The sequence below is a fragment of the Acinetobacter sp. WC-323 genome (assembly GCF_000314615.1).
Classification (GTDB): Bacteria; Pseudomonadota; Gammaproteobacteria; order Pseudomonadales; family Moraxellaceae; genus Acinetobacter; species Acinetobacter courvalinii.
The window spans coordinates 51,748-77,830 of record NZ_AMZS01000047.1 but is presented as its reverse complement, the minus strand read 5'-3'; the positions used below and the strand labels follow the sequence as shown (position 1 = coordinate 77,830).

Below are 26,083 nucleotides of genomic sequence, written 5' to 3'. Positions count from 1 at the left end.
CCCAGCACCCACTGAGGGGCAGATCTGAACCGAAACAAACATTAGTTTCAGTTTTCGTCCCAGATCTACACCCCTCAACTAACCGAGAAATATAATGTCAGGATTAATTGCGAACGGTAGCCCAACGAATCAAGATCAAATTATCAGTAGTGATGATTTTTTCCCTTCCGTATCGAGTAACAAGATCCGCGAAGTACTTCGATTAGATTCTAGCGTTACCAATCAACGTTTAATCCCAGCAATCGAAGCAGCGATTATTCATGTAAATGAACAATTAGACTCACTTATCAGCAAAGCCCCGTCATTAGCTGAAATCACAACAAAAACCGTAAACGGCAAGCCGACCAGCGTAGTTTTATATTATCGAGCAATTGCAGCTGCAGCTGGTGCAGAACTTAACGAGAAATACCGTTCCTACGATACAACTAGTAATGGATCTCAAAAAGCTGAGGATCTCACGATTACTGTTGACGACTTCAAACGTGACTTACGTTTTGCGATTCGGGATCTTAAAAAGATTCGGCGATTAAGTGTGGAGTTACTTTAAGTGAAGGAAATCTATGCTAATCAAAATGACACTGTAGATGCCATTTGTTGGCGTGAATATGGTCGAAGTGCTGGTGTAGTTGAGCGCGTACTTGAAGTAAATCCACATATTTCAAATTTTGGACCTGTCTTACCAATGGGTACCAAAATTTTAATACCAGACATACCAACACAACAAAATAAAGTCCAAAGCGTCCAGCTTTGGGATTGAGAGAATTTATGCCAGAACCAACAACCACAACAACATCAATGGGCGTTATTGGTCTAAGCGCAATGTCTATTTTGCCATTTATCAATGGTAATGCATTGCTGGGGGCCGTACTCGGTGCAGCGTTTATTGCAAGTACTGAAAAGGATCTTTCTGCTTTTAAGCGGATTATGACTCTAATTCTTGCCACGGGTATAGGCTATATCTGCACACCATTTATCACTGAAAAGACCTGGATTACTTCAGATGCATTGGCTGGACTCATTTCATCCGTGTTTTGTCTTTTTATTCTTACCAAAGCTGTTGATTGGATTAAACAGGCCAATCTTTCAGACATTTTCAAACTCTTTAGAGGGGGAAAAACATGATCGAATTTGTTTTTCAATTCATTGCTCTTTTAGCGTATTTGTTCTGTGGGATTCGCATTGTTTGCTTTAACCACAACGGAAATTACAACCGTAAGTACGCCATTTTAGCAACCGTGCTGATTGCGTCATTTCTTGGCCAATCAGTTCATATTATTTTCTTTAAGGATCCCGTCACTTTATGGGATGCCATTTTTGCAATTCTCCTGGCTGTGATTATTTATCGCAGCCAGGGAAATGTGGCCAAGTTATGGAGTAAGGCATGATTTTAAAATTTGGCTCTAAGGGTGATGCCGTAGCTAATTTGCAAAAACAATTAGTGAAGTTAGGTTACAAAGGCAAAAACGGAAAACCCTTATCTGTTGATGGAAATTTTGGTGGAAGTACAGAACATGCTGTTATCCAATTCCAGAAAGCACAAGGCTTGGTTGATGATGGCAAAGTCGGTGATAAAACACGAGCAGCTTTAGCAGGTGGCGATACTTCAAAATTTTTAAAAGCTGAAGACTATAAAAAAGCTGCCCTTCGTCTGAAGGTACCTGAATTGTATATTCGTGTACTTGGTGCAGTAGAAAGCCAAGGCGTCGGTTTTTTGCGTAATGGTAAAGCAAAAATTCTTTATGAACGTCATCGAATGTATTTCTACTTGTGCCAGGCTAAAGGTAAAGCCTTTGCAAATGATCAAATGAAAAAGATCCCAAGTTTGGTTAATTCAATTGCTGGTGGATACAAAGGCAATGAAGCTGAATATACCCGTTTAAGCCTAGCCATGAACATTCATAAAGATTCTGCACTTATGTCTACGAGTTGGGGACAGTTTCAAATTATGGGTGAAAACTGGAAGGATCTCGGTTATGCCTCGGTACAAGAATTTGTGGACCAGCAACAAATCAGCGAAACCCATCAAATGGAAGCTTTTCTTCGTTTTATTGAATGGAAGCCAGGCCTGTTAGATGCTTTACGTAAAGCTGATTGGCATACAGTGTTTACGCTTTATAACGGCTCTAATTATAAAAAATTAGGATACCAGGCTAAATTCCAAAAAGAATGGGATCACTTGGAACCTATTTATGGTGAGAAAAACGCAGCATGAAAAAGCCCCAAGCTTTACGTGAATATATCCTGAATGCCCTTCCTGATCTTCCACAAGATCAGGATCGTTTATTGATATTTGCAAATGAAGGTAAGCTGAGGAGTACCTTCGCACCAGGCTTCAGTTTTGAAATGTCATATATTCTGGATCTGATCATCACAGATTACTCTGGAGATCCTGAAATTTTCGGAATCGTTATTTTCTCCTGGCTTATGGACAATCAACCAGAATTATTGGCCAACATTAAAAATACTGAAGGCATCCATTTCGAAGCCGAACTGATTGATAATGGCAAATATGATCTAAATTTCAAAATCCCATTATCAGAACGTGTGATTGTTAAAAAGAATCAGGAAGGTAAATTCGAACTCTCATATCCACCTGAACCGACGTACACCGAATTTGAAAAGCCGGTTGATTTTGAACTGATTGATAAAGATGGCAGTATCCTGGCTAAATGGAAAACTGCAGCATCCGATGGCAGATCACTAGATATGCCCTTCCCTGGTAAAAACCCATGAATAATGTTCAGGATCTTGCTGAATATTTCCAACCTATGTTGGAAAGATTATCCACTGGCCAGAGGGCAAAACTGGCCAAAAATATTGGTAGAGATCTTCGCAAGAATCAACAGAAAAGGATCACGACTCAACGCAATCCTGATGGATCTGCCTATGTTCCGAGACGTACACGGATCCGAGAGCAGAAAGGCAAAATCAAAAGAAAAATGTTCTCCAAGATTAAGGCCAACGCACATTTAAAATTGCTGAGTAACAGCGAAGCCATTGCCATTGGATTTATTGGCCGTGTCAATCGAATTGCTAATGTTCACCAGTATGGCCTAAAAGATCGGGCTACCAAAGATGCCCCAGAAACAGTGTATTCAAAACGTGAATTACTTGGCTTCAGCCATGAGGATATTAAACTCACTGAAGAATCATTTATTAAACATTTAAAAGTTTAAGTCCTTCATCAAGTAAAAGTCAGTTTTACAAGTTTGTAGAACTGCAATTCTCAAATCATTACAGCAAAGTGTTGGCATGAATGCTGACATTAATCGTCGTCTTGAAAATATCGTTCGTTTTGGAAAGATCAAGACCTTAAATCCGTCTAAACCAATCCCCCGTGTCACCGTCAATTTAGGCGATATTGAGACACCGGAGATCCGTTGCCTCAATATTCGTTCAGGGGACGATATAACCTGGGACATGCCATCCGAAAATGAAGAATGTGTGGTTATTTCACCGTGTGGGGAGATTGGACCAACCAGCTTCGTGCTTTATGGTTTTTATAACGACAATAACCCATCCCCTTCTGATGATTTAAATCAAAAAATCAGAATGTTTGCTGATGGTTGTGTCATTGCTTATGACATTTCAGCCCATCATCTTTCCGCGATCCTACCTTCAAGCGGTAAAGCCACGATTACTGCAGATGGTGGCGTGACAGTTAATGGCGACACAACAATAAATGGAAATCTGCAAATAAACGGCAGCACAGCAATGACAGGAAATAATACTGTAGGTGGTAGCCAACTAGTACAAGGAAGTAGTCATTCCACAGGTAACTTCAGTACTGAAGCTGATGTCAAAGCCGGAGAGATTAGCCTTAAAACCCATAGAACAACAGGTGTACAGGCAGGCGGTGATATTTCAGGAGATCCAATCCCATGATGTCTCGTGAAAATGGTCGTGCGCTAATGAATGAACTAGAACATATTCGCCAGTCAATTCAGGATCTTTTGACTACTCCAATTGGCACAAGAATTATGCGTCGCGAATATGGTTCTCTAGTACCTATGTTAATAGATGCACCATTTGATGACATAACAATACTTCAGCTATATGCGGCAACAGCAACCGCTATTTTACGCTGGGAAGATCGGATCATTTTAAACTCAATTTCCCTGAAGACTAAAGAAGCTGGTTCATATTATTTAGATATGGATTGCAGCTTAGTTGATAGTAACCAAAAGGCTTCTTTAAGTATTCCTCTTGCAATCGGATCTGTCTAATGAGCGTCGATTTTAACTCGTTACCAAAACCAAATTTTGTTGAAGTGATTGACTATGAAGCTATTTTTGCTGAACGGGTCGAATATTTCATCTCTCTTTACCCTATAGACGAGCAAGCTACAGTACGTAAAACATTAAGTCGAGAAAGCGAACCTGTAACGAAATTATTACAGGAAAATGCGTATCGTGAAATGATTCTAAGAAATCAAATTAATGAGAAAGCCCTAGCTACACAACTTGCATTTGCTAAAGAAGATGATCTTGATATTTGGGGTGCAAATTTTGATGTCCAACGATTGTTGATTTCTCCAGCCGATGACACGATGACTCCCCCATCTCCAGCAATTTATGAAAAAGATGAAGATTTTCGTTACCGTATACAGAAAAAATTAGATGCTTTGAGTACTGCAGGCCCCGAATCAGCTTATGAATTCCACACACTTTCAGCTGATAGCCGGGTTTCAGATGTAAAGTGTAGCTCACCAGCCCCGGCACATGCCTTATTAACAATTCTTCAACGTGATACGGATGATAATGCTTCAACAGAAGAGCTCAACACTATTGTGTATAACTGGGTTTCAGCTGATAAGAAGCGTCCTACAGGTGATCGAGTTTTAGTTAAATCGGCTGAGATAATTAGCTATGAAATTGAGGCTGTTTTAGTTACTAAAAACGTACCTGAAACAGAACCTGTTCTTGAAGCCGCTAGATCTAATGCATTGGCTTACACAAAAGAAGCAAAACGAATTGGTAAAGGAGTTTACTTCTCAGATCTGTACTCAATTCTTAAAGTTTCTGGTGTTGATAGAGTAGAACTTATTAATCCAACTGAAGAGTTAAATATTAATAATTTTCAAGCTGCGTCTTGTACACAAATAAAAATTAGTGTGAGGAATGAATTATGAATTTACTTCCTCCTAACACAACAACTTTTGAAAACCGAATTATAGAGACAACTTCTAAATCAACTATTTTAAATGCTGACTTATCAACTTTAATCCGTATTGAAGAAGCACCAGAAGACTTTCTGTCAATCTTGGCTTGGCAGTTTTCAGTTGATCGATGGCAAGAGGATTGGCCAGATGAGGTTAAACGTGCGCAAATTAAAAACTCAATCAAAGTTCACACCTATAAAGGAACAAACTTCGCCCTTAGATCCATTGTTGAGAGTTTTGGTTACTCATTAACAGTTCATGAATGGTGGCAAGAATCACCAATGAGTGAACCTGGAACTTTCCAAATTACGATTGATACAAATGAAAAGGCTTTAACAGAGAAAACATATAAAACTTTGATAGAGCTAATTAATGACGCAAAACCCCTTACTAGAAGTTTAAAGAATATTGAAATCAACGTTATTGCAGTTGCTGGTGATACCAATATTGGTGCGGCAATGTATGACGGAGAAGATATAACAATCTATCCCAAAATAGATGATCCCAATTCATTAATACATTCAGCTTTTGGCTTTTATGAGCATGAGCTAACAACTGTTTTCCCTATTACAGATTAGAGAACGATTATGGCAGCACAATATCATTCACTCTTTACAGAGCAAGGTTTAAATTTACTTAGAGAAGCAATACAAAATGGAACTAAGTTAGGTATTACACATATGTCATTTGGTGATGGCGGTGGAATAGTGCCAGAGCCAAATGCCGCCTTTATCAGTCTTGTAAATGAGATCTACCGTGTACCATTAAATAGGCTTGCACCTTCACCGAATAATCCAAACTGGCTTGAAGCTGACGCTGTTATCCCTTCAGCTGTAGGAGGTTTTAATATACGTGAAGTTGGTTTATGGGCAGAAGATATTTTAGTTGCTTATGCTAATTATCCGCCAACATTTAAACCAAGTGCAGACCAAGGAACAGCTCAGATAAAAACGATACGTATTGTTCTACAAATAGATAATACAGCTAATTTTGAGCTACAGATTGATGCCTCGGTAGTTATGGCAACAATACAATCTGTAGAGGACGCAAAAAAAGAAGTTAAAAAATATGCTGATAATACAAAGATTTCTATTTGTTCAGATTATAACGAATTAAAACTTGTGGAAAAGCTGGAAGGACGGCTTGTTAGAACACTGCAATATTACTCGCACACTGAACATAACAATGGTAGTGCTACATATAAATGTACTAATAATAAATGGGTATTACAACCAGATGGTATCTTTGTTTCACCAGAGCAGTTTGGAGCAATCGGAGATGGAGTCACCGATGATTCTTCTGCCTTTCAAGAATGTGCTAATTTTGCTTATGAAAATAATTTAAAAATTATTGGAGAGTCAAGTATTGGTTATTATATTACTAAAGATATTTATAATTATGTTGATACAGATATTGCAGGTTTAATTTTCCCATCATCAGAAAATTTAACTCCAAATGTGTATATGCATACAAAAAAACCTACTCAAAGAATACTTTTAAGTTCATTAACTGGACTGAATGAAGGCTCATCTAAAGTTTTAGGTTTACCAAAATCTGCCGTAGGTAAGTATATTCGCATTAGCTCAACTACAGACATTCTTACTGAGCGATACAACCCACCTACCAACAACCCATATTATAAAAATACAACATTTTTTGTTTTAAACGAATCAGGAGATATTTGCCCAGAACTAGATATAAACTTTGATCCAATAAAGGATACAGGAACTATAGTTGAAATTATTCCTGAAGAGAAAGAGATTAATTTTAATATTGGTTATGTGGGAACTTTAGGTAATGGAACTTACTCTTCAGGACAAATTATTATAAAAAGGGATTCAACTGTTCTAAGAATTGGAGAAGTTTCATCATCTAGTCAATTTAGAACATTAATTTCAGTTTTAGGTAATAACTGTAAAATTTATGGTACAGCTAAGGAATCACAATATGAAGGTTATGGATATGGATTAAATATTTCGTATTGTTGTGACACATTTATTTATGATTTTAAAGCGACCAAATGCAGAACTGAACTTGATGGACGTCATGCTGCAAATGTATTTGTGTTTAACTCAAAATTAAATAAAGCTGGTTCTCACTGGGGGAATAACTTCAAATTCAAAAATTGTGAAGTACAAGATATTGTTTATGCTGGAAGAAACCTTTCACTAGAAGATTTTAAACTACATGGTTTCTGCTCGATTCGTGGTGATGTGGGTTATGTTTCAGGAAGATTATATGTAAGAAATCTAACTGCAAAATCAACTTCCTTTCTATCATTCAGCTCTCCCCCTGTTGCAGATTTTTTTACAAAACCTCGCCGGTTATTTGATGTAATTGATATTGATGGTGTGAATTGTGAAGGTGATATGCAAATTTTCTATGGGTACTCTGCTACTCCACTTTCAAAAATGATAGCTCCAAGAAAAATAAACATAAAAAATATTGATGCTCCAAACTCTAAAACACTTGCAATATCAAGTGTACTTCTAGATCAGGCGGATAAGTTTAGTAAATCAGCAGAATATAGCTTAGAAAATATCAATACTGGTGGATATTTACAGATATTAGGCCGCGGCTTTAAAAACGGTATCAGCCAATATGCCTATAAAGGACGAATATTAAACTGTGGTAGGACTCATATTAGAGCCGACGCATCTTACTTCGAAGAGATGGAAGTCATTGATACTAAAGTCATTGCGCATAACAAAGTCAATATTTCAACTCCGTTAGGTATAGGAGAGTATATTTATAAAAATGTAATTTTCGATCATGATAATTCATTATCTAATATTGCCTTAATTAATGTTGAAACAAAAAAAGGAATGATGAATTGTGAATATCGGAATAATTTTTCAAATGCTGGGGGGAATATTATTTTTAGTATTGGATGTAGGGCAAGATTAGGAGCTACCAACTACCCATTACCATTAAAATATTTTGTAGATCCTACAGTGTTTATTGTTGAAAATTAATCCTATAAATTTAAGCTGCTTTCTCCTGAACTTGTAAAATCCCCTTTTACAAGTTCAGGAACTTAATATTTTCCTGAACTCATGCAAGCCTGTTTGTTGAATTAAAATCTCAATTAACAGGCTTTTTTATGGCAGAAAATTATCACCATGGTGTACGGGTTTTTGAACTGAGTGATGGGATCCGACCGATCCGGACCATTGCAACTGCAGTTCAAGGACTTGTCGCCACTGCAGAAGATGCAGATCCTTTAGTATTTCCAGAAAATGTTCCGGTCCTTTTGACCAATACCCAGGCTGCGGTTGCAAATGCTGGTAAAACCGGCACATTAAGTAAAGCCCTTCAAGCAATGGCGAATCAAGCCAATTCTGTTTGTGTTGTTGTCCGTGTTGCTGCAGCTGAAGATGAAGCTGCACAAACTGCCAACGTAATTGGAACAGTCACAGCTGAAGGTAAATATACCGGTCTTAAAGCGTTGCTTATGGCCAAATCAAAACTTGGAGTTCAACCACGTATCATCGGTGCACCAGGTTTAGATCCACAAGCTGTGGCAACTGAACTTGTTGTTATCGCAAAAAAACTACGTGCATTCGCTTATGCATATTGTTGGGGATGTAAAACAAAAGAAGAAGCTGTGGCATACCGTGAAGCATTCGGTGCACGTGAACTCATGCTTATTTGGCCAAACTTTGTGGCATTCAATACAACCACTGCACAAACTGAAACGGTCCCTGCTGTAGCCGTTGCAATGGGCCTACGTGCGAAGATCGATAATGACATCGGCTGGCATAAAACATTATCAAACGTTGCAGTGAATGGTGTTACTGGTATTGATGCCGATGTGACTTGGGATCTTCAGGATCCAGCAACAGATGCCGGTTATCTCAACAGTAATGAAATTACCACGCTTATCCAGCATGACGGGTTCCGCTTCTGGGGATCACGCACGTGCTCAGATGATCCTTTATTCCCATTTGAAAACTACACCCGTACTGCTCAAGTACTCGCAGATACTGTAGCAGAAGCGCACATGTGGGCCGTAGACCTTCCCCTTCATGGTTCTTTGGCCACAGATATTATCGAAGGCTTAAAGGCCAAAATTCGTGAACTGACACGTAATAAATATTTGATTGGTGGTGATGCCTGGTTCGATCCGGAAGCCAATTCAAAAGACACATTAAAAGCAGGAAAACTGGCCACAGATTATGACTACACCCCTGTCCCACCGTTAGAAGATCTTACTTTCCGTCAACGTATCACGGATCGTTATCTTGCTGACTTCGCTTCACAAGTAGGAGTTTAATGCATGGCTTTACCAAGCAAGCTGAAAAACATGAACTATTTCAATGAAGGGAATAGTTATTTAGGAAAAATTAAAACTGTCGTTCTCCCTAAATTGAGCCGTAAGACTGAAGATTACCGTGGTGGCGGTATGAATGGCACAGTTAAAACAGATTTAGGCATGTCAGATGATGGCCTAGTTCTTGAGTCGACCTTTGGTGGTTTAGATCTTATTACATTACGTCAATTCGGGATGGAGAAGATTGACGGTGTATATATCCGTTTTGCTGGTGCATATCAACGTGACGACACCGGTGAAGTTGATGCCGTAGAAGTTGTTGTTCGTGGTCGTCATGAAGAAATTGATGGCGGAGATGCAACACCAGGTGAAGATACTGAGCACAAAGTCACAACCAACTGTGTTTACTACAAATTAACCATTAATGGCGTTGTTGAAGTCGAAATCGATCTGCTTGGCTTTAAGGAAGTCATTGGTGGCGTAGATCGTCTCGAAAAACAACGTAATGCCATCGGCTTATAAGTTTCCTTCCCTTCTGTGGTCCAGTGCTGCAGAAGGTTTTTTTATTTAATTTTTAGGATATATCCAAATGACTCAAATTGAACAAGCAATAAACCAAGAACTTATTCAAAACCCAAATGAAGAAGTGGTGACTTTAGAAGAACCAATTCGAATGGGTGAAAATCTTATCACCCAGGTGACGGTTCGAAAGCCAGGCGTTAAGGCCTTATCAGGTACTTCATTAAAAGATATTTATAACCACGATGTAGATGCACTTTGTCGCGTACTTCCCCGTGTAACATCACCGGCATTAACACCACAACAAATTGTCATGATGGATCCTGTCGACTTTGCGCAACTTGGAGGGCACTTAGTCACTTTTTTGTACCCAAAAGAAATGCAGAAGATTCTGAAAGAACAGAAGATGTAAGTCTTGTGGACGATGTGGATGAGGCAATAGCAAATATTGCCGTCATCTTCCATTGGCCACCAAGTGCCTATGATGACATGGATATTGTTGAACTAACGAAATGGCATCAACTGGCACTAAAACGTAACCAACCTCCCAAATAAATAGAATCCACCTATTATGGCCAGACTAAAATTAGAAGTCCTTTTCAACGGTATTGATAAATTATCGGGACCCATCGCAAACATCGTAGGTGGATCCAAATCAATGGCTGCAATTTTAAAAAAAACCAGTGCCGAAATTAAAGAACTCAATGCTCAACAAAGGAAAATTGAGAACTACCGGTCTTTGCAATCCGCTATAGGCAAAACCTCTGCAGCATTAAAAAAGTATCGCGACGAATACAAATTGCTGAAGGATCAAAGTAAGGCCGGAAATCTTACTGATGATCAAGTGAAGCGTATGAAATCACTTGAACAGGCAATCAGGCGCACAACAGCAACATTCAAACAGCAAGGAGCCGAACTATCAGGCGTTACACGGGATCTAAATGTAGCTGGGATTAACATAAACCGTCTGGCTGAAGATGAGACCAAACTCAAACAGAGAACACATCAAGCCACGATGGAGTTGAACCAGCAACAGCAAGCCCTAAAACGTCTGAACCGTGCACAGGACCAATATCACCGCTATGGTTCCATTGCACGTAATGGAGCAGCTGCAGGCATGACAGCTGGTTTTGGCGGTGTTGGTTTACTTTACTCCATGCGCCAACCTATTAACGAAAGTAAGCGTGTAGACGTTGAAAGCAATCGTATTGCTGCACTTGGCATGGGTGAGGACGTAACACGTAAAGCAATTAAATACGCTGAAGCAATGGACACGTTCGGGACTTCTATCCTGGATAACATGACCTTATTACGTGATGGTCTCACGATCTTCTCAGATCTGCACCATGCGGAAATGGTGGCCCCAACCCTGGCAAAAATGAAATTTTCAAACCAGGCGATGTTTGGCCATGAAAAAGGCGAAGAAAATGAACGTGCTTTCATGGATATGCTCAAAGTTATTGAACTCCGTGGCGGCTTAAAAAGTGAAAAAGCCTTTCAGGATCAGGCCAACAAGATTCAACAAGTCATCACAGCTACGGGTGGACGTGTACAGGGTAATGAATGGCTAAATGCAATCAAAACAGGTGGTATTGCGGTTAAAGGTCTTACTGATGAAGCCTTGTATTACAAAATGGAATCTATTGTCCAGGAATGGGGTGGAAACCGTTTTGGTACAGCTGCCATGTCTGCGTATCAGAACATTTACCAGGGCCGTACAACAAAGCGTGCAGCAAATAACATGCTTAAACTTGGCTTGATCGATGATCCAAGTAAATTAAAGCATGATAAAGCCGGCCAGATTTCCTATCTTGATGTTGGAGCCATTAAAGGTGCCGATATTTTCAAGAAGGACCAATTTGCCTGGATGGAGCAGATTCTATTACCTACCCTGGCAAAAAAAGGCATCACAGAGAAAAGTGATGTGCTGGATGCAATTGGCAGTATCTTCACCAACCGAACAGCATCGAATTTATTTGGTGATATGTTCCTTCAGCGTGACATCATCAATAAAAGCGCAAAAATGAATGCTGGTGCCGACAATATCGACCAGTTATACGGTAAAGCGACCAATACCACTGCTGGTAAAGAATATGAAGCTAAAGCCAAACTACATGATGCATATTTAAAATTTGGCCGGACAATTCTCCCGATCTATACCAAAGCGATTGAAATGGCCACCAGTGCAATGCAAACGTTCACTGGATGGATGGATAAAAACCCAGCTGCAGCAAAAGCCCTGGGAACAGGCCTGGTTATTGTGGCCACAAGTTTAGTGGCCATTGGTGGGGCACTTATCGTTTTATCTCCATTACTGCTTGGGATGGCCAGTTTACGTCTTGTCATGACTTCATTGACAATGGGCGGTTCAGTTCTGGTAACTGTATTTTCTAAACTTCCAGCGGTATTCGGTCTGCTCAAAATGGCATTTATGGGTGTTGGCCAAGCCTTCTTATTTATTGGCCGTTTGATGCTGGCCAATCCAATTGGTCTGGCAATAACAGCCCTGGCCATTGGTGCATACCTTATTTATAAAAATTGGGAACCAGTTAAAGGTTTCTTCTCAGGACTATGGGGACAGGTAAAAACCGCATTCAATGGCGGTATAACAGGTATATCCGCATTAATTATTAACTGGTCCCCTATCGGCCTTTTTTATGCTGCCTTTGCTAAAGTTATGTCATGGTTCGGTGTTGAACTCCCGGCGAAGTTTACTGGCTTCGGCAGCATGATTTTAACCGGACTAAAAAATGGGATCTTATCCAAAGTAGCGGAAGTTAAAGATGCTCTCTCCGGAGCCGTAGAGGGAGTAATTAATAAGGCCAGAACAATCCTGGGCATTCACTCCCCTTCTCGCGTATTTATGGGCATTGGTGACTACACCATGCAAGGTATGGCGTTAGGCATAGCCCAAAACTATAACTTGCCCGTAAAAGCTACCCAGCAAGCAACACGTAACGTCATTACTACTGGTACCACAGCCAAAGTCACACCGGTTACTCCAATTAGTGCAAATCGTGGCGGTGGTAGCTTTATCAGCAACGATACCATTCACATCACCATCAAAGCAGAACAGGGTCAGCCGGTCCGTGAAACTGCCAAAGCAATCAGAGAAGAAATGCAACGTATTCAACAGGAACAAGTTGATGCACGTCGTCGCTTCCTAACAGATTCGGAGTAAATAATCATGATGATGGTTTTAGGCCTATTCGTCTTTTCCTTACGAACAGCTGCCTATGAAGAATTACAACGTGTCACCAGCTGGCGACACCCAAGCAATAGCCGGATCGGTAATACACCGGCTTATCAATTTACAGGTAAAGGTGAAGATACCATTACCCTGAAGGGGACCACATACCACGAATTGACGCATAGCCGTGTCACATTGGATCAGATCCGTGCAATGGCAGACACAGGCAAGGCTTATACATTGATTGAAGGTACCGGCAAGATTTATGGTCTTGTCATTATCGAAAGCCTGGATGAAACCAAAACATATTTTTTCAAAGATGGTGCAGCCAGAAAAACTGATTTCACCATTACCTTAAAGGTAATTAAGGAATGGCAACCAACCTTAATGGGATCTCTTATCGGTATGGCAGCTGGTGCGCTGAATCGGGCAATTTAAATGTTTGAACAAGCAATTAAAACTTTTGAAGGCTATGCATCCGCATATCAATCTGAAACTGAATATGCTTCATGCATTTATAAAATTGAAGTAGAAGGTAATGACATTACATATCTCATTTCCGGACGCTTGATTTCTTTAACACTGAAGGATAACCGTGGCCTTGTGGTCGACTCGCTTGAAATTGAATTGGACGATACTGACGGACAACTAGAAATTCCACCTGAAGGAGCCATTATACAAGCCTGGATCGGCTGGTCGAACACAGGTCTGGTGCACAAAGGGAAATTTAAGGTTGAGTCTACCAGTCACCGTGGTGCACCTGATATTTTAACAATTTCAGCCTTCAGTAATGATATTTCTGAAGGTCTCAAACAGAAGCGTGAACGTAGCTTCAGCAAGAAAACCATTAAGGAGATTTTTGAAACGATTGGTACCGAATATGAATTAAAAACCATTGTTCATGATTCTTTGGCCAACCAGGTAATTTCTTACATTGCACAGAATGAAAGTGACGCTAATCTAATAACACGTATTGCTGACGAACAGGACGCGATTGCTACGGTAAAAAATGGCCATTTAATTTTATTGCCCCGTGGTACCAGCCAAACTGTATCGGGATTACCCCTCCCCACTGTTTATATTATTCGTTCTGAAGGTGATGGTCATAACTACACAACTGGCACCGGCACGGACCGGATCACTGGCGTGAAGGCATATTATTATGATACTTCCAAATCCAAAAAGCTTCATGTCGTTGCTGGTGATAATGAGGACAATTTAAAAGAGATCCGCTATATCCACCGTGACAAGAAAACGGCAGAGCTGGCAGCCCAGGCAGAATACAACCGGTGCAAACGATCTGCCCAAAAGCTGAGTTACACCTTGGCGTATGGTCGTCCGGAAATTATCCCGGAACAGGAATTTATCTTCTCCGGTTTAAAGCCACAGATTGAAGATATTGTCTGGTTAGGGACCAACATCACACATACGATCAATGACAATGGTTTTACAACAGCTGTTGAACTCGAAGTCCAGCTTCCAAGTGCAGATGATGTTTCTACCTTATTTGAAGCAAGAGATCCGGAACAAGATAAACCAGCCAAGAAGAAAAAAACGGGTAGAAATTATGCCGAATATACCGGTGTAATCGTCTATTACCAGGATAAAGGTAAAACCAATACCTTAACTTCAGGTGATCAAACTAATCCGCTGAAGTTGACGCATTTATATGTGAGTAAAGGGACGGCAACAGTCGCATTAAAACGAGAACAGGCCAGAATTGACCGAGCCAGAAAAGGCAAATAAAAAAAATCCTTGCTGGGGTAAGCAAGGATACAAAAGGAAATGGGTTTTCAACACAAAAAGAATAATAATCACCATTTAACGTAATTACTGTATTACAATTGTAAAACTTAGTACTATAAATGGTGATTATTATATGTCAGGAAAAAGACAACTAACGTGTCCTCACTGTGGTTCTGCTTTTTCTATCCGTTCAAGTGAAGCTGAAAGTCCGGTTTTACGTCGCTATAAAGGGCAATGTCAAAATCTGGATTGTGGTTTTACTGCTATCGGATTTATGGAATTAAAATTCCAGCTTTCCCCTCCTTCAGTTCCAAATCCAGAAATACAGTTACCAGTTTCGGCACATTTAGGCCAGGGGAGATCTGCATGTCAGACAAAATAGATCTAGCACAAGAATTACAACTTAAACAGGTTCAGATTCAACCCAAAGACTTCAGCCGTCCATCCCTCAGCGAATGTGAAGAATGTGGCAATGATATTCCAGTAGAGCGTCAACGTTACGGTTCCGTAACGCTTTGTTTGGAATGTAAAAATACTCAAGAAAAACTTGCAAAAAGGTACTTTTAAATGACAAATTTTATGATTTTTTTGATTGTTCTTTTTGTATTATCTCTCATTATTCTATGGCTGATTCTTGATTATCATTTCATTCGGTTAAGTAAACTGTTAACTCCTACTCCTCTAGTGATTACTGGTGAATTAACTGAGGATGAAAAAGAAATGTTATTAAAAGCAATCAACGAACATAACGCTAAAATTGAATTGGTGGATTCATGTGGCTTTACCCGACCCTTCTCGGAATCATGATAGGTATAATTATTTGTATTGCTTTATTCCTATATTATTTTGCATAAAAGAAGCCCCTATTTAGGGGCTTTAATTTTATTTATTTTCTACTGGCTCAATAGTGAACCAAAGACCTGTCGTTTTCCCAGCTGTAGAAAAATAACTTATATTCCCTACTGAAGCTTGATTAATATTTTTTTCTTTATCAACATTCTTGAGAGCTTTCTCAAGCAAATCAATTACTATCTCTTTAGACTTGGTAACATCTTCAGGTTTACTGACAATATTGGCAGAAAGACCAGTTAATAATAGCGTTTCGATCATAGTCCTTTCAGAGTTTTCACCAGGTACAACTATGAAGGTCAGACCATGTAACATTCCGTCTTTATTGACCCCACCAGTCAAACTAATATCATCAGAAAAATTAACCTGGAACACATCACGTACTGACCCTGTTTTAATATTAAACTCACCGAGTGGACGCACAGAAGTTACATCTAATTCATTCAGTTTATTATTAAAAGACTTTCTGAATTGTTCCGGAGTCATCCCTAAATTTTCGTCAGCTTTCACCACTTCTTCTTTTTCTACATTTGCCAAAGGTTCAGCACTGGTTTCAGTCTTTTGGGGTTCCTTTTTATCGACTTCAGGCGCGAATACACCCACCAAAGCTAAAGAAATAAGACTCATCCCTAGTCCACCAAATAAAATTTTTACCCGTGAATTTGTAGGATTATATTTTTTAAAAAGGTCCGGCTTCACCAGACCAACAAGCATAGCAATTAAACTAACAAGAAAAACTAATGCAAAAAAAGTAGCCATCAATATAAATACTCAGTTAAATATAAAAAAAACATTTATCTTCAATTACTTTCACCCTTTTTAGCATCCTTTCCCTCTGAACTACCACCACCGATCTGCTCTATTGCCTTCATTGCAACCGCACTTACATTCGCAGGTAAATCTTTAAATTTTTCATTCTGGCCATCAACTATTCCTGCATCTTTTCCAAAATAGTCTGGTACTAGATCCTTATGAATCTGGGATTGTTCATCTGGTTTAAGACTATTAATAAAAGGGCGTAATGAAGCAAGCTTCAAATGCATATTTTCACTATGGCGCCAATGTGAATATGCACGTATAGCAATACGACTTGTATAAATTACAGTTAAAAATAATAAAATTGAAAATATAAGTCTCATAATTAAATAGTAAAAGGCATAATCTTTGGATGCATTTCTAATTAATTCAAGCTTTTCAATACAATCTTTATAGTCCCTAAGTTCTGTGCATTGGCTTACACTTACATAGTTTTGATAGTAAGAGTCTAATCCACACCAAGCTAAACCAATAGATACTAGAATGATTAAAATACTAATAAAGGTTGCAACCCAATATGTTATTTTTTCCCATTTAGCTTTGGTTGAATAATGTTTAGAAATTTCATTTTCCGTCTTTTTAGAAAGCAGACTTTTATGTTTCTCAAAAGCACCAAGTAAAGTATCTAATTCATTTTTATTATTTTCATAGTTTGCTTTTAAGTTATCAACTTTTACTTTCAGATCATTTTCATACTCATTTTGAAATTCAAAAATACCATTTTTGAATTTTGCTATTATTGAACTAATACTATCATCATATGCTAATTTTCTACTTAATAAAAACTCCTCAATTTTTTTATCAAAAATTTCCATATTTTGTGTATTTTGGTTTATAAAATTATTTATTTTTTCTTCAAGTACAACCACTCTATCTTTTAAACTATTATTCTGCTCAATTCTTTTCCTTTTACTATCTAGTTGATTAAGTTTTTCCATTAAATTTAAAAAATCACCTGAATAATCAGTTCTACTTCTAGTATTAAGCACTTCCCCAGTTATTTTTTTAAAAAGATAGTTAAAACAACTTACTAAGCCTGAAAAGAAAGACTGAAACAGATTACCTTGGATTTGATCATACATCATCATTTCATAAATATTTTTATCAATAATATTTATTTCATTCACTAGTAAATCTACTTTTTCTACAGGAATAAAATTTACCAATAAATCATCAATATAAATGATACCATTTTTAATTTCATCAAAAACAACAGAGGAATTAATTATATCATCATAAAATATAAAGTTATTAATCCCTTCTTTTTCAACCCTGCGATAAACCTCATTAAGATGATTCGCAAGACCATTCATATATTTTATTTTATCAAGTTCCTCTTTTTTAAAAAGCATGGGGAATTCCTTTTAATAAAACTGTAAAAAATTTAGCTTACAGTTAAAATTAATTCTTAAATTTTCTTTGTCTAAAATAAACTGAAGTTTAACTAATTGAATATTTTTCAAAACGTATCCTCCAGCATAAAATTCTAAACGCTCTTGACGCCATAATAGTAACTAAGTTATTGTGTTTTAACCACAGCAAAATCTGTGGTCAGGCGTAGGAACCTGAATAATTTTGACAAAAGGCGCAAAAAGTCCGTCATGGGCCTTTTTTTTGCGTTAAATTCAGCTTTGCTGCTTTTTGGCAGGCTGGACAGGGCAGCCCTATGGCTGGCCGTTTCTTTTGTCACGGTATTCCTACCCCTGTTCAGTCTGTCACCATTACCGTAGGAAGTAAGGGTGTCAGGTTTTAATTTGACAAAAGGAAATAGCAAAATGAAATCATTCGCTACAAAGCACATTCAGGCTCAAAATAATATCAAAGAGCATTCCCCTATTTATGACATGGAAGCATACCGTCGTAAGGCCAAAAGTCTCCGCATCCAAAAGTTGCTAAAGAACACCTACGAAGGTGGTGTATTCTCACTGGTTGTTGTTTTAACATTCTCTATATTGTTTATTGGGTATTAATACCCAGGATAATTTTTTCATTCAGTAAATTTAACTAACTGGAAAATTTACGATTTACGTGAAATATAGAGCTTCAAAAGATGTCGTTAACCCTCTATATTTCACATTAGAAATTTAAGACAATACGCCCATGATCAACAGACAGGGGGAGAAATGCACTCTACGTTAGACATTGACAGCCATAAAAAAATGTCGGCTGATGAAATTTTGGATGAAATAGATTATCCATTGGAAAATTTAGAAAATTTTTTATATGCAATGACGAAAATGAAAGTTGATGACCACCTAACAGAAAAGGATTTTTCGGCAATCATCAATACAATTCATCACCAAGTAAGCAATATATCCAGAGCGGTCCATACCAGATAAAGAAAAACCCAGCTAAGGCTGGGTTTTAAATTTTTAACAGATCAAGATTTAAAGTTTGTTGCGTAGGTTTCTATCAATGAGATTAACCCTGGGCGCATATCCTCTTTTGTCTGTCTGTATAGCTGTATAAGCTTAGTTTCATCCTCAGTAAATTCACTGTTTTCCAGTTCATTCATTCCCCACAAGATATATGGAATATTGAAACCATGGTCTTCCAACAGATCCAGTTGATCAGTATCTAAAGCAGCATTGTGCTTTTCATATCGAACAATAGAATTTTTTTTAACCTTCAATATATCGGCAAGATCTTCTTGATTATTAAACCCCAAGCGTCTCCGCTCATCTCTTAGCCGACTTCCACGAGACGACAAATCATCATTTTTCATACTTTTTCCCGAAAAAGCACTTGATTATCACCATTAATAGTACTAAATTATAGTTACTGTATAGCCAAGTAACTATTTATGGTGATTTTCGCATGAACAAGTCAATTGATCAAACTAAACAACATACTGAAAACACGATGGTCCGTTGGACTAAAGAACAAATGGAAACCATCCGTCATGCAGCCTTCCAGGAAAGAAAGGCGCCAGCTGTTTTCATCCGTGAATTTATGTTGGAAAACTGCCCTGCATTTAAACCAACTGAAACGGATGAGCGATTGTAAACAAAGTCATATTTGTCTGCATGAAAAGCTACAAACGCAAACAAAATATTCACAATCTCAAACAGTTACACAAATTTAAGTGGTTTTATTAAATGTCAGTAATACAACAACGCATTGACGACAAACTCAATCAATTATTCAACTTCAAGAAAGTTGGGGAATGGTACCGTGAAGGGTTATGTCCTAATTGCGGTAAAAAGGAACTTTTTACACATGCTGAATCACCACGAATTGTTAAATGTGGACGTTTAAACAAATGTGGATATGAGGAACATGTAAAAGAGATCTGTGACGATCTATTCAAGGACTGGTCTAAGGATTTTCCACGTACTAAGGAAAATCCACACGCTGCAGCGGATGCCTATCTCATCAATGCACGTGGTTTTGATATTGCCAAGTTAAAAGGAAAATACACTCAGGAAACATTCGCAAATGAAAAGAAATACTCTGGTCTATATACCAGTACAGTTCGTTTCAAACTTGCAGAAGGTGTGTATTGGGAACGTTTTATCGACCGTCCTGAACGCTTTGGACGTCAGAAAGCCAACTTCATTGGTGAATATAAGGGTTTAGCCTGGACACTTCACGAGCTTGATGATCTTTGCAAAGCACAAACGATATGGTTCACCGAAGGCATATTTAATGGGATTGCACTGTCATTTGCTGGTCAGCCTTCAGCTGCCACCATGTCCACCGAAAACTATCCATTCAAGCTTCTTGAACAGATTGCTTTACGTTGTATTGAATTAAAGCAACAGAAACCACGTATCCGCTGGGCATTTGATCCAGATCCAGCTGGTAAGAAAGCAACACGTAAATTTCATATCAAAGCAAAACAAGATGGATGGGATTCGACTGCAGCCCAGCCACCAGCTGGTGGAATGGACTGGAATGATCTCTATATGCGTGATCAGCTGCAGAGTGATAACCAGAAGGTATATCAGCACTATGGCGAATTACTTATTGCCGAATCTCCGGAACAAGCTGGTTTATTAATTTACAACTTCAATGAAGGCCGTCGCAGAACCTTCTATTTTCATCACAACTTCCGTTTGTATTGGTTCAATTTAGACATGGACAAATACAGCAAGGAATTAGAACGCATTGAATCCGATCCGGAGAGAGATTTTCTACTCGATAACGAAAAGCGTGAACTTGCACTTCAGCAATGCGCAGCCGTGGCCGAGATCTGCAATCGTCAATTAAATCCGTTGTACTTCCAGCGCAATGAAATAACAGATGAGTCCTGGTACTACTTCCAGATCCAGACACCCGATGACGAAATGAAAGCCACATTTACTGCAGACCACATTTCTGCACCGGGTAAATTCGGCCCACGTTTATTGTCGGTACAGGTAGGTGCCTGGTGGACTGGTAACAATCATCAACTTTTAACGTTTATGAAGCAAAACACCGAGAGGTTACGAGAAGTGAAAACAATCGATTTCATGGGGTACACCAAAGAATATGGGGCGTACATATTCGAAAAACACGCTGTTTATAAAGGGAATGTTATCCACATTAATGATCACGATTTCTACAAGTTAGGACGTCTGGAACTGAAAACTTTAGCTGGTAGTCCATCCATAAAACTGAACCCGAAAAAGGAATTCAAGCCGACCTGGTGGAAAGATTTCTATCGTGTACGTGGAGCAAAAGGATTAATCGCCTTAGCTTGGTGGACCGGATCCTTTTTCGCTGAACAGATCCGTGCCATGCACAGCTCATATCCATTCATTGAAATTGTGGGTGAAGCCGGTGCCGGTAAATCACGTTTAATCGAGTTTATGTGGAAATTGTCTGGCCGTGCCGACTATGAGGGCTTTGATGCCAATAAGTCTACCAACGTGGCGATCTACCGTAATTTCGCCCAGATCTCGAATTTGCCTGTGGTCCTCATCGAGGGCGACCGTAACGACCAGAACGGCAATGCCGTGGCCAAAGCTAAATTTAGCTGGGATGAATTAAAAGATGCATACAACGGACGCGCAATCCGCTCAAAAGGCCTAAAAACCGCTGGTAATGAAACGTATGAACCACCCTTCCGTGGTGCCATCATGATTTCACAAAACACGCAAATTCAAGCGTCTGAAGCGATTCTGACACGTACCTTACATATTTACTTCGACCGTAAAGGCCAATCACTCGAAACCAAGCGAATCGTGGATGAACTGGACCGGATGGATATTGAAGATACATGCACATACATGACGCATTGCCTGAAGCTCGAATCCGAGATCCTGGAAACATACGCCAAGAAGGTCGAAGAATTAGAAGCAGAGTTTCATAACAACGGCATTACCCACACACGTATTGCCCTATGTCATGCCCAAGTTTCAGCACTTATTGATGCATTGGCCAAACACGTTCTGGATGACGCGATCGACATAGAAGAAGTTGTGGCAGCCAAAGAACTGTTAATGACGATGGCCGAGGACCGTGTAAATCAACTGAATGGCGACCATCCGCTTGTAGAACAGTTCTGGGATGCTTACGAGTATCTAAATAGCAGTCGCAGTGCTGCCTTCTCTCTCAACCACTATGACCTTGATGCACAGCACGTGGCCATAAATCTGAACGAGGTTTACAAGGTAGCTGCTCGCAACTTTCAAAACCTTCCAGACATCAAAGAAATGAAGAATTTATTGCGTACCAGTCGACGCTATAAGTTTATTGATATGAACAAAGCCGTTCGATCAAACAAATATCCAGCTGATGAATCAAAAAACCTTTCTGGTGAGGATGACATTTCTGTCGACCGTTCACATACGGTGAAATGCTGGATCTTTACCAACCCAAGCTACGGAGCACCGCAAGTATGAAAACCGATATTTGGAATCAATTCGATCCCAATGAACTGCCCTTTATTGATAGTGAAATGACAGAGGAGGAATTTAACCGGCAATTTATGTGTACTTGGGATCCTGGCCTAAATTCAGTCGGAATTTCAGTCAGTGAACAACAGAACATTGAAGAAGCAATTACACAGGTTCAAAGCTGTATCTGTGCCCTCAACAACCAGGACACACGTTCTGTACGTCGGGAAGCAAAGGAAGTACTTCAGATCATCCGTAAAAACCTGAATTGGGAAAACTACGAAGAACTGAAGAACAAAGTAAATATGTTGCAAAGCCTGCTTTATAAAGCAGTTTAAAACAGAGTGAAATTTATGCAGAACAAACGAATCTTTAAAAATGAAATCACCTTTACAGATGATTCATTAGTCCAGACCTACAGATATACGTTGAGCATTGAAGGCCTGCTTCCCATACTTTGCTTCAATTTAAAATTAACACTGGAGCAAAGAAAGCAAATTTTGGGTTACGAGGAGATGATTGGCTCTTCAATCAAACGAAAGAAATTAAAACGAATCAAAAAAGAATTGGAAAATGGCCGTTTAAAGTTTTTCTTAGACAGCGTCTTAAAGGTCGATGATTACAGTCGTAAATTCAATATACAACTTACTGAAATTAATTAAGTTTAATTAGGCACACATACAAAAGCGGCAACTTCTGTATGTGTCACACAACTACTGGAGAGCAATTATGCAAAATGATTCTACAGCACTAAATCTATTAATGGAAAATACTGCTTTTGAAAACGCCTATATCAAATCGGGCGGAATATTAAATGATGTCATCTATAACGGTTCAACAAATCAATATGGACCAGATTGGGATTTTGAAGGGCTTGATTCAGAAACTCATCAACTACGTGCTGATGATGTCAGTAATTGTTGGCTTGGGTGGCAATTAGCAAAACAGAATAATTTTTTGTTTGTTGACTGCATGATTGACCAAACATGGTTTATGAAAGGTTCACCAGTGGCAAATCTTATTAAACATGCTGAAGGAGTTTATAAAGCTGAAGCAATTGCCCAAAACTCTAATATTCAATTTGGTACAGATGATAATAAAACTTGGTGGGCACACGATGTTCCCTTTTTTGGCACAGTGCAACTCGATCAAATAGAAGAACATGATCTTATCGAGTGGGATATTCATTTTAATGAATGTTGGCAAGGCCCATTCTCATCAAAATCTAAAGCTATTCAACATCTAGAGGAATGCATTGCAGAAAAACGCCAAGAAGTTCAGGAGCAAAAACCATGCGTGGAGTGAACAAAGCAATCTTAGTGGGTACTTTGGGTGCAGATCCAATCTCCAAAATATTCCCAAATGGCGGATCTTATACCCAATTTTCCATTGCCACTTCTGAAAAATGGCAAGATAAGCGTTCTGGTGACTGGATGGAGCACACCGAATGGCACCGCATAGTGGCACATAATAAAACTGGTGAAATTGCCATGAAATTCCTGAAAAAAAGGGTCAAAGGTTTACATTGAAGGATCTATTCACACACGGCAGTGGACCGACCAGAGCCGTAATCATCAATATATAACGGAAGTCAGAGCCAATCATTTACAAGTGCTCGATGGACTTCCTGCAGCTAGTCCAGTTTAAGGAAATAAATATGAGACCTTTAGAATTTGTTGAAAAATATGGCTGGGACATTTCCGCCAGTGTTGTGAGAAATCAACCTAGTATCAATGGTACCCATTACAGAATGAAGGATGATAAATATTCATCTAGATTTAGTCCTAGTTTGAATATTGTATATGTAGAAGATCTGAAGAAATTAGTTGATCAGTGGGAGTTAGTTCAGAGTCTTGGTGGGATCGATGGAGCAAGATCATGCTTTAAATTTGATGGAGGTCCATTTAAGGCAGTTTCTGTAACTATTGAAGGTCGTGAAATACAGATTAAAGTTTTGAAAGAAGCAATCGAAACCGTAAAGCGGATTGACCTTACTCATTTAGAAAATGAGATTCCATTTTAGAGGGCAAACAAAATGATAGTAGTTGAACCTGAACATCCTATTGCAAACGATGCTTATGAAACTGTTAAAGCTTTGAAATGTGAATATATACAGATCCAAGCCAAAACTTATCAAAAAACACCTTCAGAATTGGGCTACTTTATTACTGGCATTTTTCCCAGTAATTCAGAAGAAGGAATGAACAGATCTGATTGGATAAAACGATTTGAAATGCTACAAGAGGTATAAATTGTCAGTAAATATTGATTCTATTATTGAAAAAACGCTTCTTAAAATCATGAAGCAAATTGATTCAAAACCGATTATCCCGATTGAATGCCAGGTATGGGATGAACATGATATTGCTAATTATTTTAAATATACGGTTGATTACACCAAACGAAATATTATGAGTAATAAACATTTTCCACCTGGCAGAGAACTGCCAACGGATCCGAAAGGTGAACGTACCTCACTCCGTTGGAAGGCTACGGACATCATTAAATATGCTATGGCCTTCGATAAGTCCAACGTGAACTACAGTTAAGCAAGAGCCACCGAAAGGTGGCTTTTTTTATGCCATTAGCCGGCTTAAACCAGCTGACATATTCAATTCTTCCAAGATCTCATCATTGGTCGGATTGTAGTAAGTAAGGGCCTGTTTTGGATCCTTCCATCCAAAAATCTTACACAAAGTAAGAGCGTTTTTAATGCGTCTGGCCATGAGTGATGCAGCTTCATGTCTTGAATCATGAAAAGTAAGATCCGCATTTTCTAAACCAGCCTGTTTTCGTGCTTTCCGAAACAGCGCATCACGTGAAGAATCAGAAATTGTAAAAACTTTAGGACTCCCCTTCCGGTCAATTTTCAGGGCTAGCGTCCACAGCTGAAGCGCAAAATCATCTAATGGGACCTTTCTGGCTGTTCCGTTTTTAGTATCGTCCAATTGAACATAACGTTTCTCTAAATTTACATCCTTAGGCAATCGATTCACGATTTCTCCGGATCTCATACCAGTGGCCATAGCAATGAGCCACGCCAAACCCACTTCTTGTGTTTTCGTTTCTGGTACCGTTCCTGGCTTATATTTTAATGCTGTCAGCATTTTCACTAACTCATCTTCTTCAACACGTCTTTCCCGGTTATTCGGTTTTTTAGGCTTTCGAATATTCTGCACAGGATTAAAATCAATCCAGTGTTTATCTAACCGGCACCAGTTAAAGAAAGCTGATAGTAAAGAATAATCACGCAACACACTTGAAGCCTTCAGCGGTCGGATAGATCGCTTCATCACTGAATCTTCCCATTGCTTAATGTACTCACTTTTATAAGCAATCAATGGCCAATCAACGTTGGGAAGGTTTTCTTTGAAATATTCCACCCGATTTCGTTCTTTTCTGGCCGTCTTTTTATGAATAGAAACCTCATCACTATATTTCTGCAGTGCTTCACGCACGGTGAGCACTGTTTTTTTCTTTAATGCTTCCTCTGTGGATGCATTCAGCAATAAATCACGTTCTTCTGCTCTACCCCAATTCGTTGCATCAATTTTATTTTTACAAGTTTTTGTCTTGCGGACTCCATTCACCAGGACGTCTGCTTTCCATTTTTTATTAGGACGCTGATAAACCGATACGCTCATAAAATAAGTAATTCCTTCATTGTGTGTGGTCGGGTGGAAAACGGGTGGAAAGGTATACCAAAT

Annotated in this window: 36 protein-coding genes and 1 pseudogene; 32 read left to right on the top strand and 5 right to left on the bottom strand. The window is 38.9% G+C overall.

Annotated features, from left to right (window positions below; translation table 11 throughout):
* Positions 1 to 94 precede the first annotated feature (94 nt).
* The 21 genes from ACINWC323_RS07015 to ACINWC323_RS07095 all read left to right on the top strand — a co-directional run bounded on the left by ACINWC323_RS07015 (position 95) and on the right by ACINWC323_RS07095 (position 15,456).
* Positions 95 to 547, top strand: a complete 453-nt coding sequence (locus ACINWC323_RS07015; RefSeq protein WP_009513190.1) for a head completion/stabilization protein — start codon at positions 95 to 97, stop codon at positions 545 to 547.
* Positions 548 to 757: a tail protein X gene (locus ACINWC323_RS07020; protein WP_009513177.1), complete on the top strand. Its 210-nt coding sequence runs from the start codon at positions 548 to 550 to the stop codon at positions 755 to 757.
* 8 nt (positions 758 to 765) lie between these two features.
* A complete protein-coding gene (locus ACINWC323_RS07025) occupies positions 766 to 1,122 on the top strand; it encodes a putative holin (protein WP_009513172.1) in 357 nt (118 codons plus the stop codon).
* On the top strand, positions 1,119 to 1,385 hold the full coding sequence (locus ACINWC323_RS0119185; RefSeq protein ID WP_032881579.1) for a phage holin family protein: 267 nt from the start codon (positions 1,119 to 1,121) through the stop codon (positions 1,383 to 1,385). The genes ACINWC323_RS07025 and ACINWC323_RS0119185 overlap by 4 nt, the downstream gene beginning before the upstream one ends.
* Positions 1,382 to 2,212: an N-acetylmuramidase domain-containing protein gene (locus tag ACINWC323_RS07030; protein ID WP_009513198.1), complete on the top strand. Its 831-nt coding sequence runs from the start codon at positions 1,382 to 1,384 to the stop codon at positions 2,210 to 2,212. Before ACINWC323_RS0119185 ends, ACINWC323_RS07030 begins: the two co-directional genes overlap by 4 nt.
* Entirely contained in the window at positions 2,209 to 2,733 is a 525-nt protein-coding gene (locus ACINWC323_RS07035; RefSeq protein WP_009513162.1) for a phage tail protein, read from the top strand. Before ACINWC323_RS07030 ends, ACINWC323_RS07035 begins: the two co-directional genes overlap by 4 nt.
* Positions 2,730 to 3,176, top strand: coding sequence for a phage virion morphogenesis protein (locus tag ACINWC323_RS07040; protein ID WP_009513149.1), 447 nt, complete (start codon positions 2,730 to 2,732; stop codon positions 3,174 to 3,176). Before ACINWC323_RS07035 ends, ACINWC323_RS07040 begins: the two co-directional genes overlap by 4 nt.
* A 76-nt stretch (positions 3,177 to 3,252) precedes the next feature.
* Complete coding sequence (locus ACINWC323_RS07045; RefSeq protein ID WP_009513099.1) at positions 3,253 to 3,885, top strand: phage baseplate assembly protein V; 633 nt, start codon at positions 3,253 to 3,255, stop codon at positions 3,883 to 3,885.
* On the top strand, positions 3,882 to 4,226 hold the full coding sequence (locus ACINWC323_RS0119180) for a GPW/gp25 family protein (RefSeq protein ID WP_032881578.1): 345 nt from the start codon (positions 3,882 to 3,884) through the stop codon (positions 4,224 to 4,226). Before ACINWC323_RS07045 ends, ACINWC323_RS0119180 begins: the two co-directional genes overlap by 4 nt.
* Positions 4,226 to 5,131 (top strand): baseplate assembly protein, encoded by a 906-nt coding sequence (locus tag ACINWC323_RS07050; protein WP_009513102.1) that lies wholly within the window; start codon positions 4,226 to 4,228, stop codon positions 5,129 to 5,131. Before ACINWC323_RS0119180 ends, ACINWC323_RS07050 begins: the two co-directional genes overlap by 1 nt.
* Positions 5,128 to 5,739: a phage tail protein I gene (locus ACINWC323_RS07055; RefSeq protein WP_009513043.1), complete on the top strand. Its 612-nt coding sequence runs from the start codon at positions 5,128 to 5,130 to the stop codon at positions 5,737 to 5,739. The genes ACINWC323_RS07050 and ACINWC323_RS07055 overlap by 4 nt, the downstream gene beginning before the upstream one ends.
* A 9-nt stretch (positions 5,740 to 5,748) precedes the next feature.
* Positions 5,749 to 8,136 (top strand): phage tail protein, encoded by a 2,388-nt coding sequence (locus ACINWC323_RS20400; protein ID WP_009513020.1) that lies wholly within the window; start codon positions 5,749 to 5,751, stop codon positions 8,134 to 8,136.
* A gap of 128 nt (positions 8,137 to 8,264) precedes the next feature.
* Positions 8,265 to 9,437, top strand: coding sequence for a phage tail sheath protein (locus ACINWC323_RS07060; RefSeq protein ID WP_009513165.1), 1,173 nt, complete (start codon positions 8,265 to 8,267; stop codon positions 9,435 to 9,437).
* Positions 9,438 to 9,440: 3 nt separating this feature from the next.
* Positions 9,441 to 9,956, top strand: coding sequence for a phage major tail tube protein (locus ACINWC323_RS07065; RefSeq protein ID WP_009513118.1), 516 nt, complete (start codon positions 9,441 to 9,443; stop codon positions 9,954 to 9,956).
* A 67-nt stretch (positions 9,957 to 10,023) separates the two neighbouring features.
* Positions 10,024 to 10,365 carry a phage tail assembly protein gene (locus tag ACINWC323_RS07070; RefSeq protein WP_009513114.1) on the top strand — a complete coding sequence of 114 codons (342 nt, stop codon included), beginning with the start codon at positions 10,024 to 10,026 and terminating at the stop codon, positions 10,363 to 10,365.
* A gap of 5 nt (positions 10,366 to 10,370) precedes the next feature.
* Positions 10,371 to 10,508 carry a GpE family phage tail protein gene (locus tag ACINWC323_RS07075; protein WP_009513093.1) on the top strand — a complete coding sequence of 46 codons (138 nt, stop codon included), beginning with the start codon at positions 10,371 to 10,373 and terminating at the stop codon, positions 10,506 to 10,508.
* Between the two features lie 16 nt (positions 10,509 to 10,524).
* Positions 10,525 to 13,134: a phage tail length tape measure protein gene (locus tag ACINWC323_RS07080; RefSeq protein WP_032881577.1), complete on the top strand. Its 2,610-nt coding sequence runs from the start codon at positions 10,525 to 10,527 to the stop codon at positions 13,132 to 13,134.
* Between the two features lie 6 nt (positions 13,135 to 13,140).
* Positions 13,141 to 13,581 carry a phage tail protein gene (locus tag ACINWC323_RS07085; protein ID WP_009513176.1) on the top strand — a complete coding sequence of 147 codons (441 nt, stop codon included), beginning with the start codon at positions 13,141 to 13,143 and terminating at the stop codon, positions 13,579 to 13,581.
* Entirely contained in the window at positions 13,582 to 14,889 is a 1,308-nt protein-coding gene (locus tag ACINWC323_RS07090; protein ID WP_009513196.1) for a contractile injection system protein, VgrG/Pvc8 family, read from the top strand. It begins immediately after the preceding gene.
* Positions 14,890 to 15,022: 133 nt separating this feature from the next.
* Complete coding sequence (locus ACINWC323_RS19800; RefSeq protein ID WP_009513078.1) at positions 15,023 to 15,271, top strand: ogr/Delta-like zinc finger family protein; 249 nt, start codon at positions 15,023 to 15,025, stop codon at positions 15,269 to 15,271.
* Positions 15,256 to 15,456, top strand: coding sequence for a TraR/DksA C4-type zinc finger protein (locus tag ACINWC323_RS07095; protein ID WP_009513083.1), 201 nt, complete (start codon positions 15,256 to 15,258; stop codon positions 15,454 to 15,456). The genes ACINWC323_RS19800 and ACINWC323_RS07095 overlap by 16 nt, the downstream gene beginning before the upstream one ends.
* A 315-nt stretch (positions 15,457 to 15,771) precedes the next feature.
* On the opposite strand, the gene ACINWC323_RS07100 is transcribed toward ACINWC323_RS07095, so the two are convergent.
* The 3 genes from ACINWC323_RS07100 to ACINWC323_RS0119165 all read right to left on the bottom strand — a co-directional run bounded on the left by ACINWC323_RS07100 (position 15,772) and on the right by ACINWC323_RS0119165 (position 18,244).
* On the bottom strand, positions 15,772 to 16,497 hold the full coding sequence (locus tag ACINWC323_RS07100; protein WP_032881575.1) for a hypothetical protein: 726 nt from the start codon (positions 16,495 to 16,497) through the stop codon (positions 15,772 to 15,774).
* 41 nt (positions 16,498 to 16,538) lie between these two features.
* Positions 16,539 to 17,906 (bottom strand): hypothetical protein, encoded by a 1,368-nt coding sequence (locus ACINWC323_RS07105; protein ID WP_009513101.1) that lies wholly within the window; start codon positions 17,904 to 17,906, stop codon positions 16,539 to 16,541.
* Between the two features lie 167 nt (positions 17,907 to 18,073).
* Positions 18,074 to 18,244, bottom strand: a complete 171-nt coding sequence (locus ACINWC323_RS0119165; protein WP_155758136.1) for a hypothetical protein — start codon at positions 18,242 to 18,244, stop codon at positions 18,074 to 18,076.
* An 85-nt stretch (positions 18,245 to 18,329) separates the two neighbouring features.
* Here ACINWC323_RS0119165 and ACINWC323_RS0119160 point away from each other — a divergent pair, with 85 nt between their 5' ends.
* Positions 18,330 to 18,524: a hypothetical protein gene (locus tag ACINWC323_RS0119160; protein WP_032881573.1), complete on the top strand. Its 195-nt coding sequence runs from the start codon at positions 18,330 to 18,332 to the stop codon at positions 18,522 to 18,524.
* 153 nt (positions 18,525 to 18,677) lie between these two features.
* Complete coding sequence (locus ACINWC323_RS07110) at positions 18,678 to 18,893, top strand: hypothetical protein (protein WP_032881572.1); 216 nt, start codon at positions 18,678 to 18,680, stop codon at positions 18,891 to 18,893.
* 41 nt (positions 18,894 to 18,934) lie between these two features.
* Here the strand turns inward: ACINWC323_RS07110 and ACINWC323_RS07115 are convergent, their stop codons facing one another.
* Entirely contained in the window at positions 18,935 to 19,279 is a 345-nt protein-coding gene (locus ACINWC323_RS07115) for a helix-turn-helix domain-containing protein (RefSeq protein WP_032881571.1), read from the bottom strand.
* Positions 19,280 to 19,371: 92 nt separating this feature from the next.
* On the opposite strand from ACINWC323_RS07115, the gene ACINWC323_RS07120 reads away from it, so the two are divergent.
* The 9 genes and pseudogenes from ACINWC323_RS07120 (at position 19,372) to ACINWC323_RS07140 (ending at position 24,925) form a co-directional block, all read left to right on the top strand.
* A complete protein-coding gene (locus ACINWC323_RS07120) occupies positions 19,372 to 19,560 on the top strand; it encodes a hypothetical protein (RefSeq protein WP_009513045.1) in 189 nt (62 codons plus the stop codon).
* A 92-nt stretch (positions 19,561 to 19,652) separates the two neighbouring features.
* Positions 19,653 to 22,382 (top strand): toprim domain-containing protein, encoded by a 2,730-nt coding sequence (locus ACINWC323_RS07125; protein WP_009513135.1) that lies wholly within the window; start codon positions 19,653 to 19,655, stop codon positions 22,380 to 22,382.
* Positions 22,379 to 22,714: a hypothetical protein gene (locus ACINWC323_RS07130; RefSeq protein ID WP_009513201.1), complete on the top strand. Its 336-nt coding sequence runs from the start codon at positions 22,379 to 22,381 to the stop codon at positions 22,712 to 22,714. Before ACINWC323_RS07125 ends, ACINWC323_RS07130 begins: the two co-directional genes overlap by 4 nt.
* A gap of 15 nt (positions 22,715 to 22,729) precedes the next feature.
* Positions 22,730 to 23,038 carry a hypothetical protein gene (locus ACINWC323_RS0119155; protein ID WP_032881570.1) on the top strand — a complete coding sequence of 103 codons (309 nt, stop codon included), beginning with the start codon at positions 22,730 to 22,732 and terminating at the stop codon, positions 23,036 to 23,038.
* Between the two features lie 67 nt (positions 23,039 to 23,105).
* Positions 23,106 to 23,681 carry a hypothetical protein gene (locus ACINWC323_RS20395; RefSeq protein ID WP_009513195.1) on the top strand — a complete coding sequence of 192 codons (576 nt, stop codon included), beginning with the start codon at positions 23,106 to 23,108 and terminating at the stop codon, positions 23,679 to 23,681.
* Positions 23,669 to 24,023: pseudogene (ssb, locus tag ACINWC323_RS0119145) on the top strand (single-stranded DNA-binding protein). The gene ACINWC323_RS20395 and the pseudogene ssb overlap by 13 nt, the downstream one beginning before the upstream one ends.
* 10 nt (positions 24,024 to 24,033) lie before the next feature.
* Complete coding sequence (locus tag ACINWC323_RS19500; protein ID WP_009513087.1) at positions 24,034 to 24,399, top strand: hypothetical protein; 366 nt, start codon at positions 24,034 to 24,036, stop codon at positions 24,397 to 24,399.
* Between the two features lie 12 nt (positions 24,400 to 24,411).
* A complete protein-coding gene (locus tag ACINWC323_RS07135; protein ID WP_009513070.1) occupies positions 24,412 to 24,627 on the top strand; it encodes a hypothetical protein in 216 nt (71 codons plus the stop codon).
* Between the two features lies 1 nt (position 24,628).
* Positions 24,629 to 24,925 (top strand): hypothetical protein, encoded by a 297-nt coding sequence (locus ACINWC323_RS07140; RefSeq protein ID WP_009513141.1) that lies wholly within the window; start codon positions 24,629 to 24,631, stop codon positions 24,923 to 24,925.
* A gap of 27 nt (positions 24,926 to 24,952) precedes the next feature.
* Here the strand turns inward: ACINWC323_RS07140 and ACINWC323_RS07145 are convergent, their stop codons facing one another.
* Positions 24,953 to 26,020, bottom strand: a complete 1,068-nt coding sequence (locus ACINWC323_RS07145; protein WP_009513104.1) for a tyrosine-type recombinase/integrase — start codon at positions 26,018 to 26,020, stop codon at positions 24,953 to 24,955.
* Positions 26,021 to 26,083: the final 63 nt, after the last annotated feature.

Bases quoted from the DNA above. Each gene is read 5' to 3' on its own strand.
- ACINWC323_RS07015 (WP_009513190.1), top strand. From the start codon at position 95: ATGTCAGGATTAATTGCGAACGGTAGCCCAACGAATCAAGATCAAATT.
- ACINWC323_RS07025 (WP_009513172.1), top strand. From the start codon at position 766: ATGCCAGAACCAACAACCACAACAACATCAATGGGCGTTATTGGTCTA.
- ACINWC323_RS0119185 (WP_032881579.1), top strand. From the start codon at position 1,119: ATGATCGAATTTGTTTTTCAATTCATTGCTCTTTTAGCGTATTTGTTC.
- ACINWC323_RS07030 (WP_009513198.1), top strand. From the start codon at position 1,382: ATGATTTTAAAATTTGGCTCTAAGGGTGATGCCGTAGCTAATTTGCAA.
- ACINWC323_RS07035 (WP_009513162.1), top strand. From the start codon at position 2,209: ATGAAAAAGCCCCAAGCTTTACGTGAATATATCCTGAATGCCCTTCCT.
- ACINWC323_RS07040 (WP_009513149.1), top strand. From the start codon at position 2,730: ATGAATAATGTTCAGGATCTTGCTGAATATTTCCAACCTATGTTGGAA.
- ACINWC323_RS07045 (WP_009513099.1), top strand. From the start codon at position 3,253: ATGAATGCTGACATTAATCGTCGTCTTGAAAATATCGTTCGTTTTGGA.
- ACINWC323_RS0119180 (WP_032881578.1), top strand. From the start codon at position 3,882: ATGATGTCTCGTGAAAATGGTCGTGCGCTAATGAATGAACTAGAACAT.
- ACINWC323_RS07050 (WP_009513102.1), top strand. From the start codon at position 4,226: ATGAGCGTCGATTTTAACTCGTTACCAAAACCAAATTTTGTTGAAGTG.
- ACINWC323_RS07055 (WP_009513043.1), top strand. From the start codon at position 5,128: ATGAATTTACTTCCTCCTAACACAACAACTTTTGAAAACCGAATTATA.
- ACINWC323_RS20400 (WP_009513020.1), top strand. From the start codon at position 5,749: ATGGCAGCACAATATCATTCACTCTTTACAGAGCAAGGTTTAAATTTA.
- ACINWC323_RS07060 (WP_009513165.1), top strand. From the start codon at position 8,265: ATGGCAGAAAATTATCACCATGGTGTACGGGTTTTTGAACTGAGTGAT.
- ACINWC323_RS07065 (WP_009513118.1), top strand. From the start codon at position 9,441: ATGGCTTTACCAAGCAAGCTGAAAAACATGAACTATTTCAATGAAGGG.
- ACINWC323_RS07070 (WP_009513114.1), top strand. From the start codon at position 10,024: ATGACTCAAATTGAACAAGCAATAAACCAAGAACTTATTCAAAACCCA.
- ACINWC323_RS07080 (WP_032881577.1), top strand. From the start codon at position 10,525: ATGGCCAGACTAAAATTAGAAGTCCTTTTCAACGGTATTGATAAATTA.
- ACINWC323_RS07085 (WP_009513176.1), top strand. From the start codon at position 13,141: ATGATGATGGTTTTAGGCCTATTCGTCTTTTCCTTACGAACAGCTGCC.
- ACINWC323_RS07090 (WP_009513196.1), top strand. From the start codon at position 13,582: ATGTTTGAACAAGCAATTAAAACTTTTGAAGGCTATGCATCCGCATAT.
- ACINWC323_RS19800 (WP_009513078.1), top strand. From the start codon at position 15,023: ATGTCAGGAAAAAGACAACTAACGTGTCCTCACTGTGGTTCTGCTTTT.
- ACINWC323_RS07095 (WP_009513083.1), top strand. From the start codon at position 15,256: ATGTCAGACAAAATAGATCTAGCACAAGAATTACAACTTAAACAGGTT.
- ACINWC323_RS07100 (WP_032881575.1), bottom strand. From the start codon at position 16,497: ATGGCTACTTTTTTTGCATTAGTTTTTCTTGTTAGTTTAATTGCTATG.
- ACINWC323_RS07105 (WP_009513101.1), bottom strand. From the start codon at position 17,906: ATGCTTTTTAAAAAAGAGGAACTTGATAAAATAAAATATATGAATGGT.
- ACINWC323_RS0119160 (WP_032881573.1), top strand. From the start codon at position 18,330: ATGAAATCATTCGCTACAAAGCACATTCAGGCTCAAAATAATATCAAA.
- ACINWC323_RS07110 (WP_032881572.1), top strand. From the start codon at position 18,678: ATGCACTCTACGTTAGACATTGACAGCCATAAAAAAATGTCGGCTGAT.
- ACINWC323_RS07115 (WP_032881571.1), bottom strand. From the start codon at position 19,279: ATGAAAAATGATGATTTGTCGTCTCGTGGAAGTCGGCTAAGAGATGAG.
- ACINWC323_RS07120 (WP_009513045.1), top strand. From the start codon at position 19,372: ATGAACAAGTCAATTGATCAAACTAAACAACATACTGAAAACACGATG.
- ACINWC323_RS07125 (WP_009513135.1), top strand. From the start codon at position 19,653: ATGTCAGTAATACAACAACGCATTGACGACAAACTCAATCAATTATTC.
- ACINWC323_RS07130 (WP_009513201.1), top strand. From the start codon at position 22,379: ATGAAAACCGATATTTGGAATCAATTCGATCCCAATGAACTGCCCTTT.
- ACINWC323_RS0119155 (WP_032881570.1), top strand. From the start codon at position 22,730: ATGCAGAACAAACGAATCTTTAAAAATGAAATCACCTTTACAGATGAT.
- ACINWC323_RS20395 (WP_009513195.1), top strand. From the start codon at position 23,106: ATGCAAAATGATTCTACAGCACTAAATCTATTAATGGAAAATACTGCT.
- ACINWC323_RS19500 (WP_009513087.1), top strand. From the start codon at position 24,034: ATGAGACCTTTAGAATTTGTTGAAAAATATGGCTGGGACATTTCCGCC.
- ACINWC323_RS07135 (WP_009513070.1), top strand. From the start codon at position 24,412: ATGATAGTAGTTGAACCTGAACATCCTATTGCAAACGATGCTTATGAA.
- ACINWC323_RS07145 (WP_009513104.1), bottom strand. From the start codon at position 26,020: ATGAGCGTATCGGTTTATCAGCGTCCTAATAAAAAATGGAAAGCAGAC.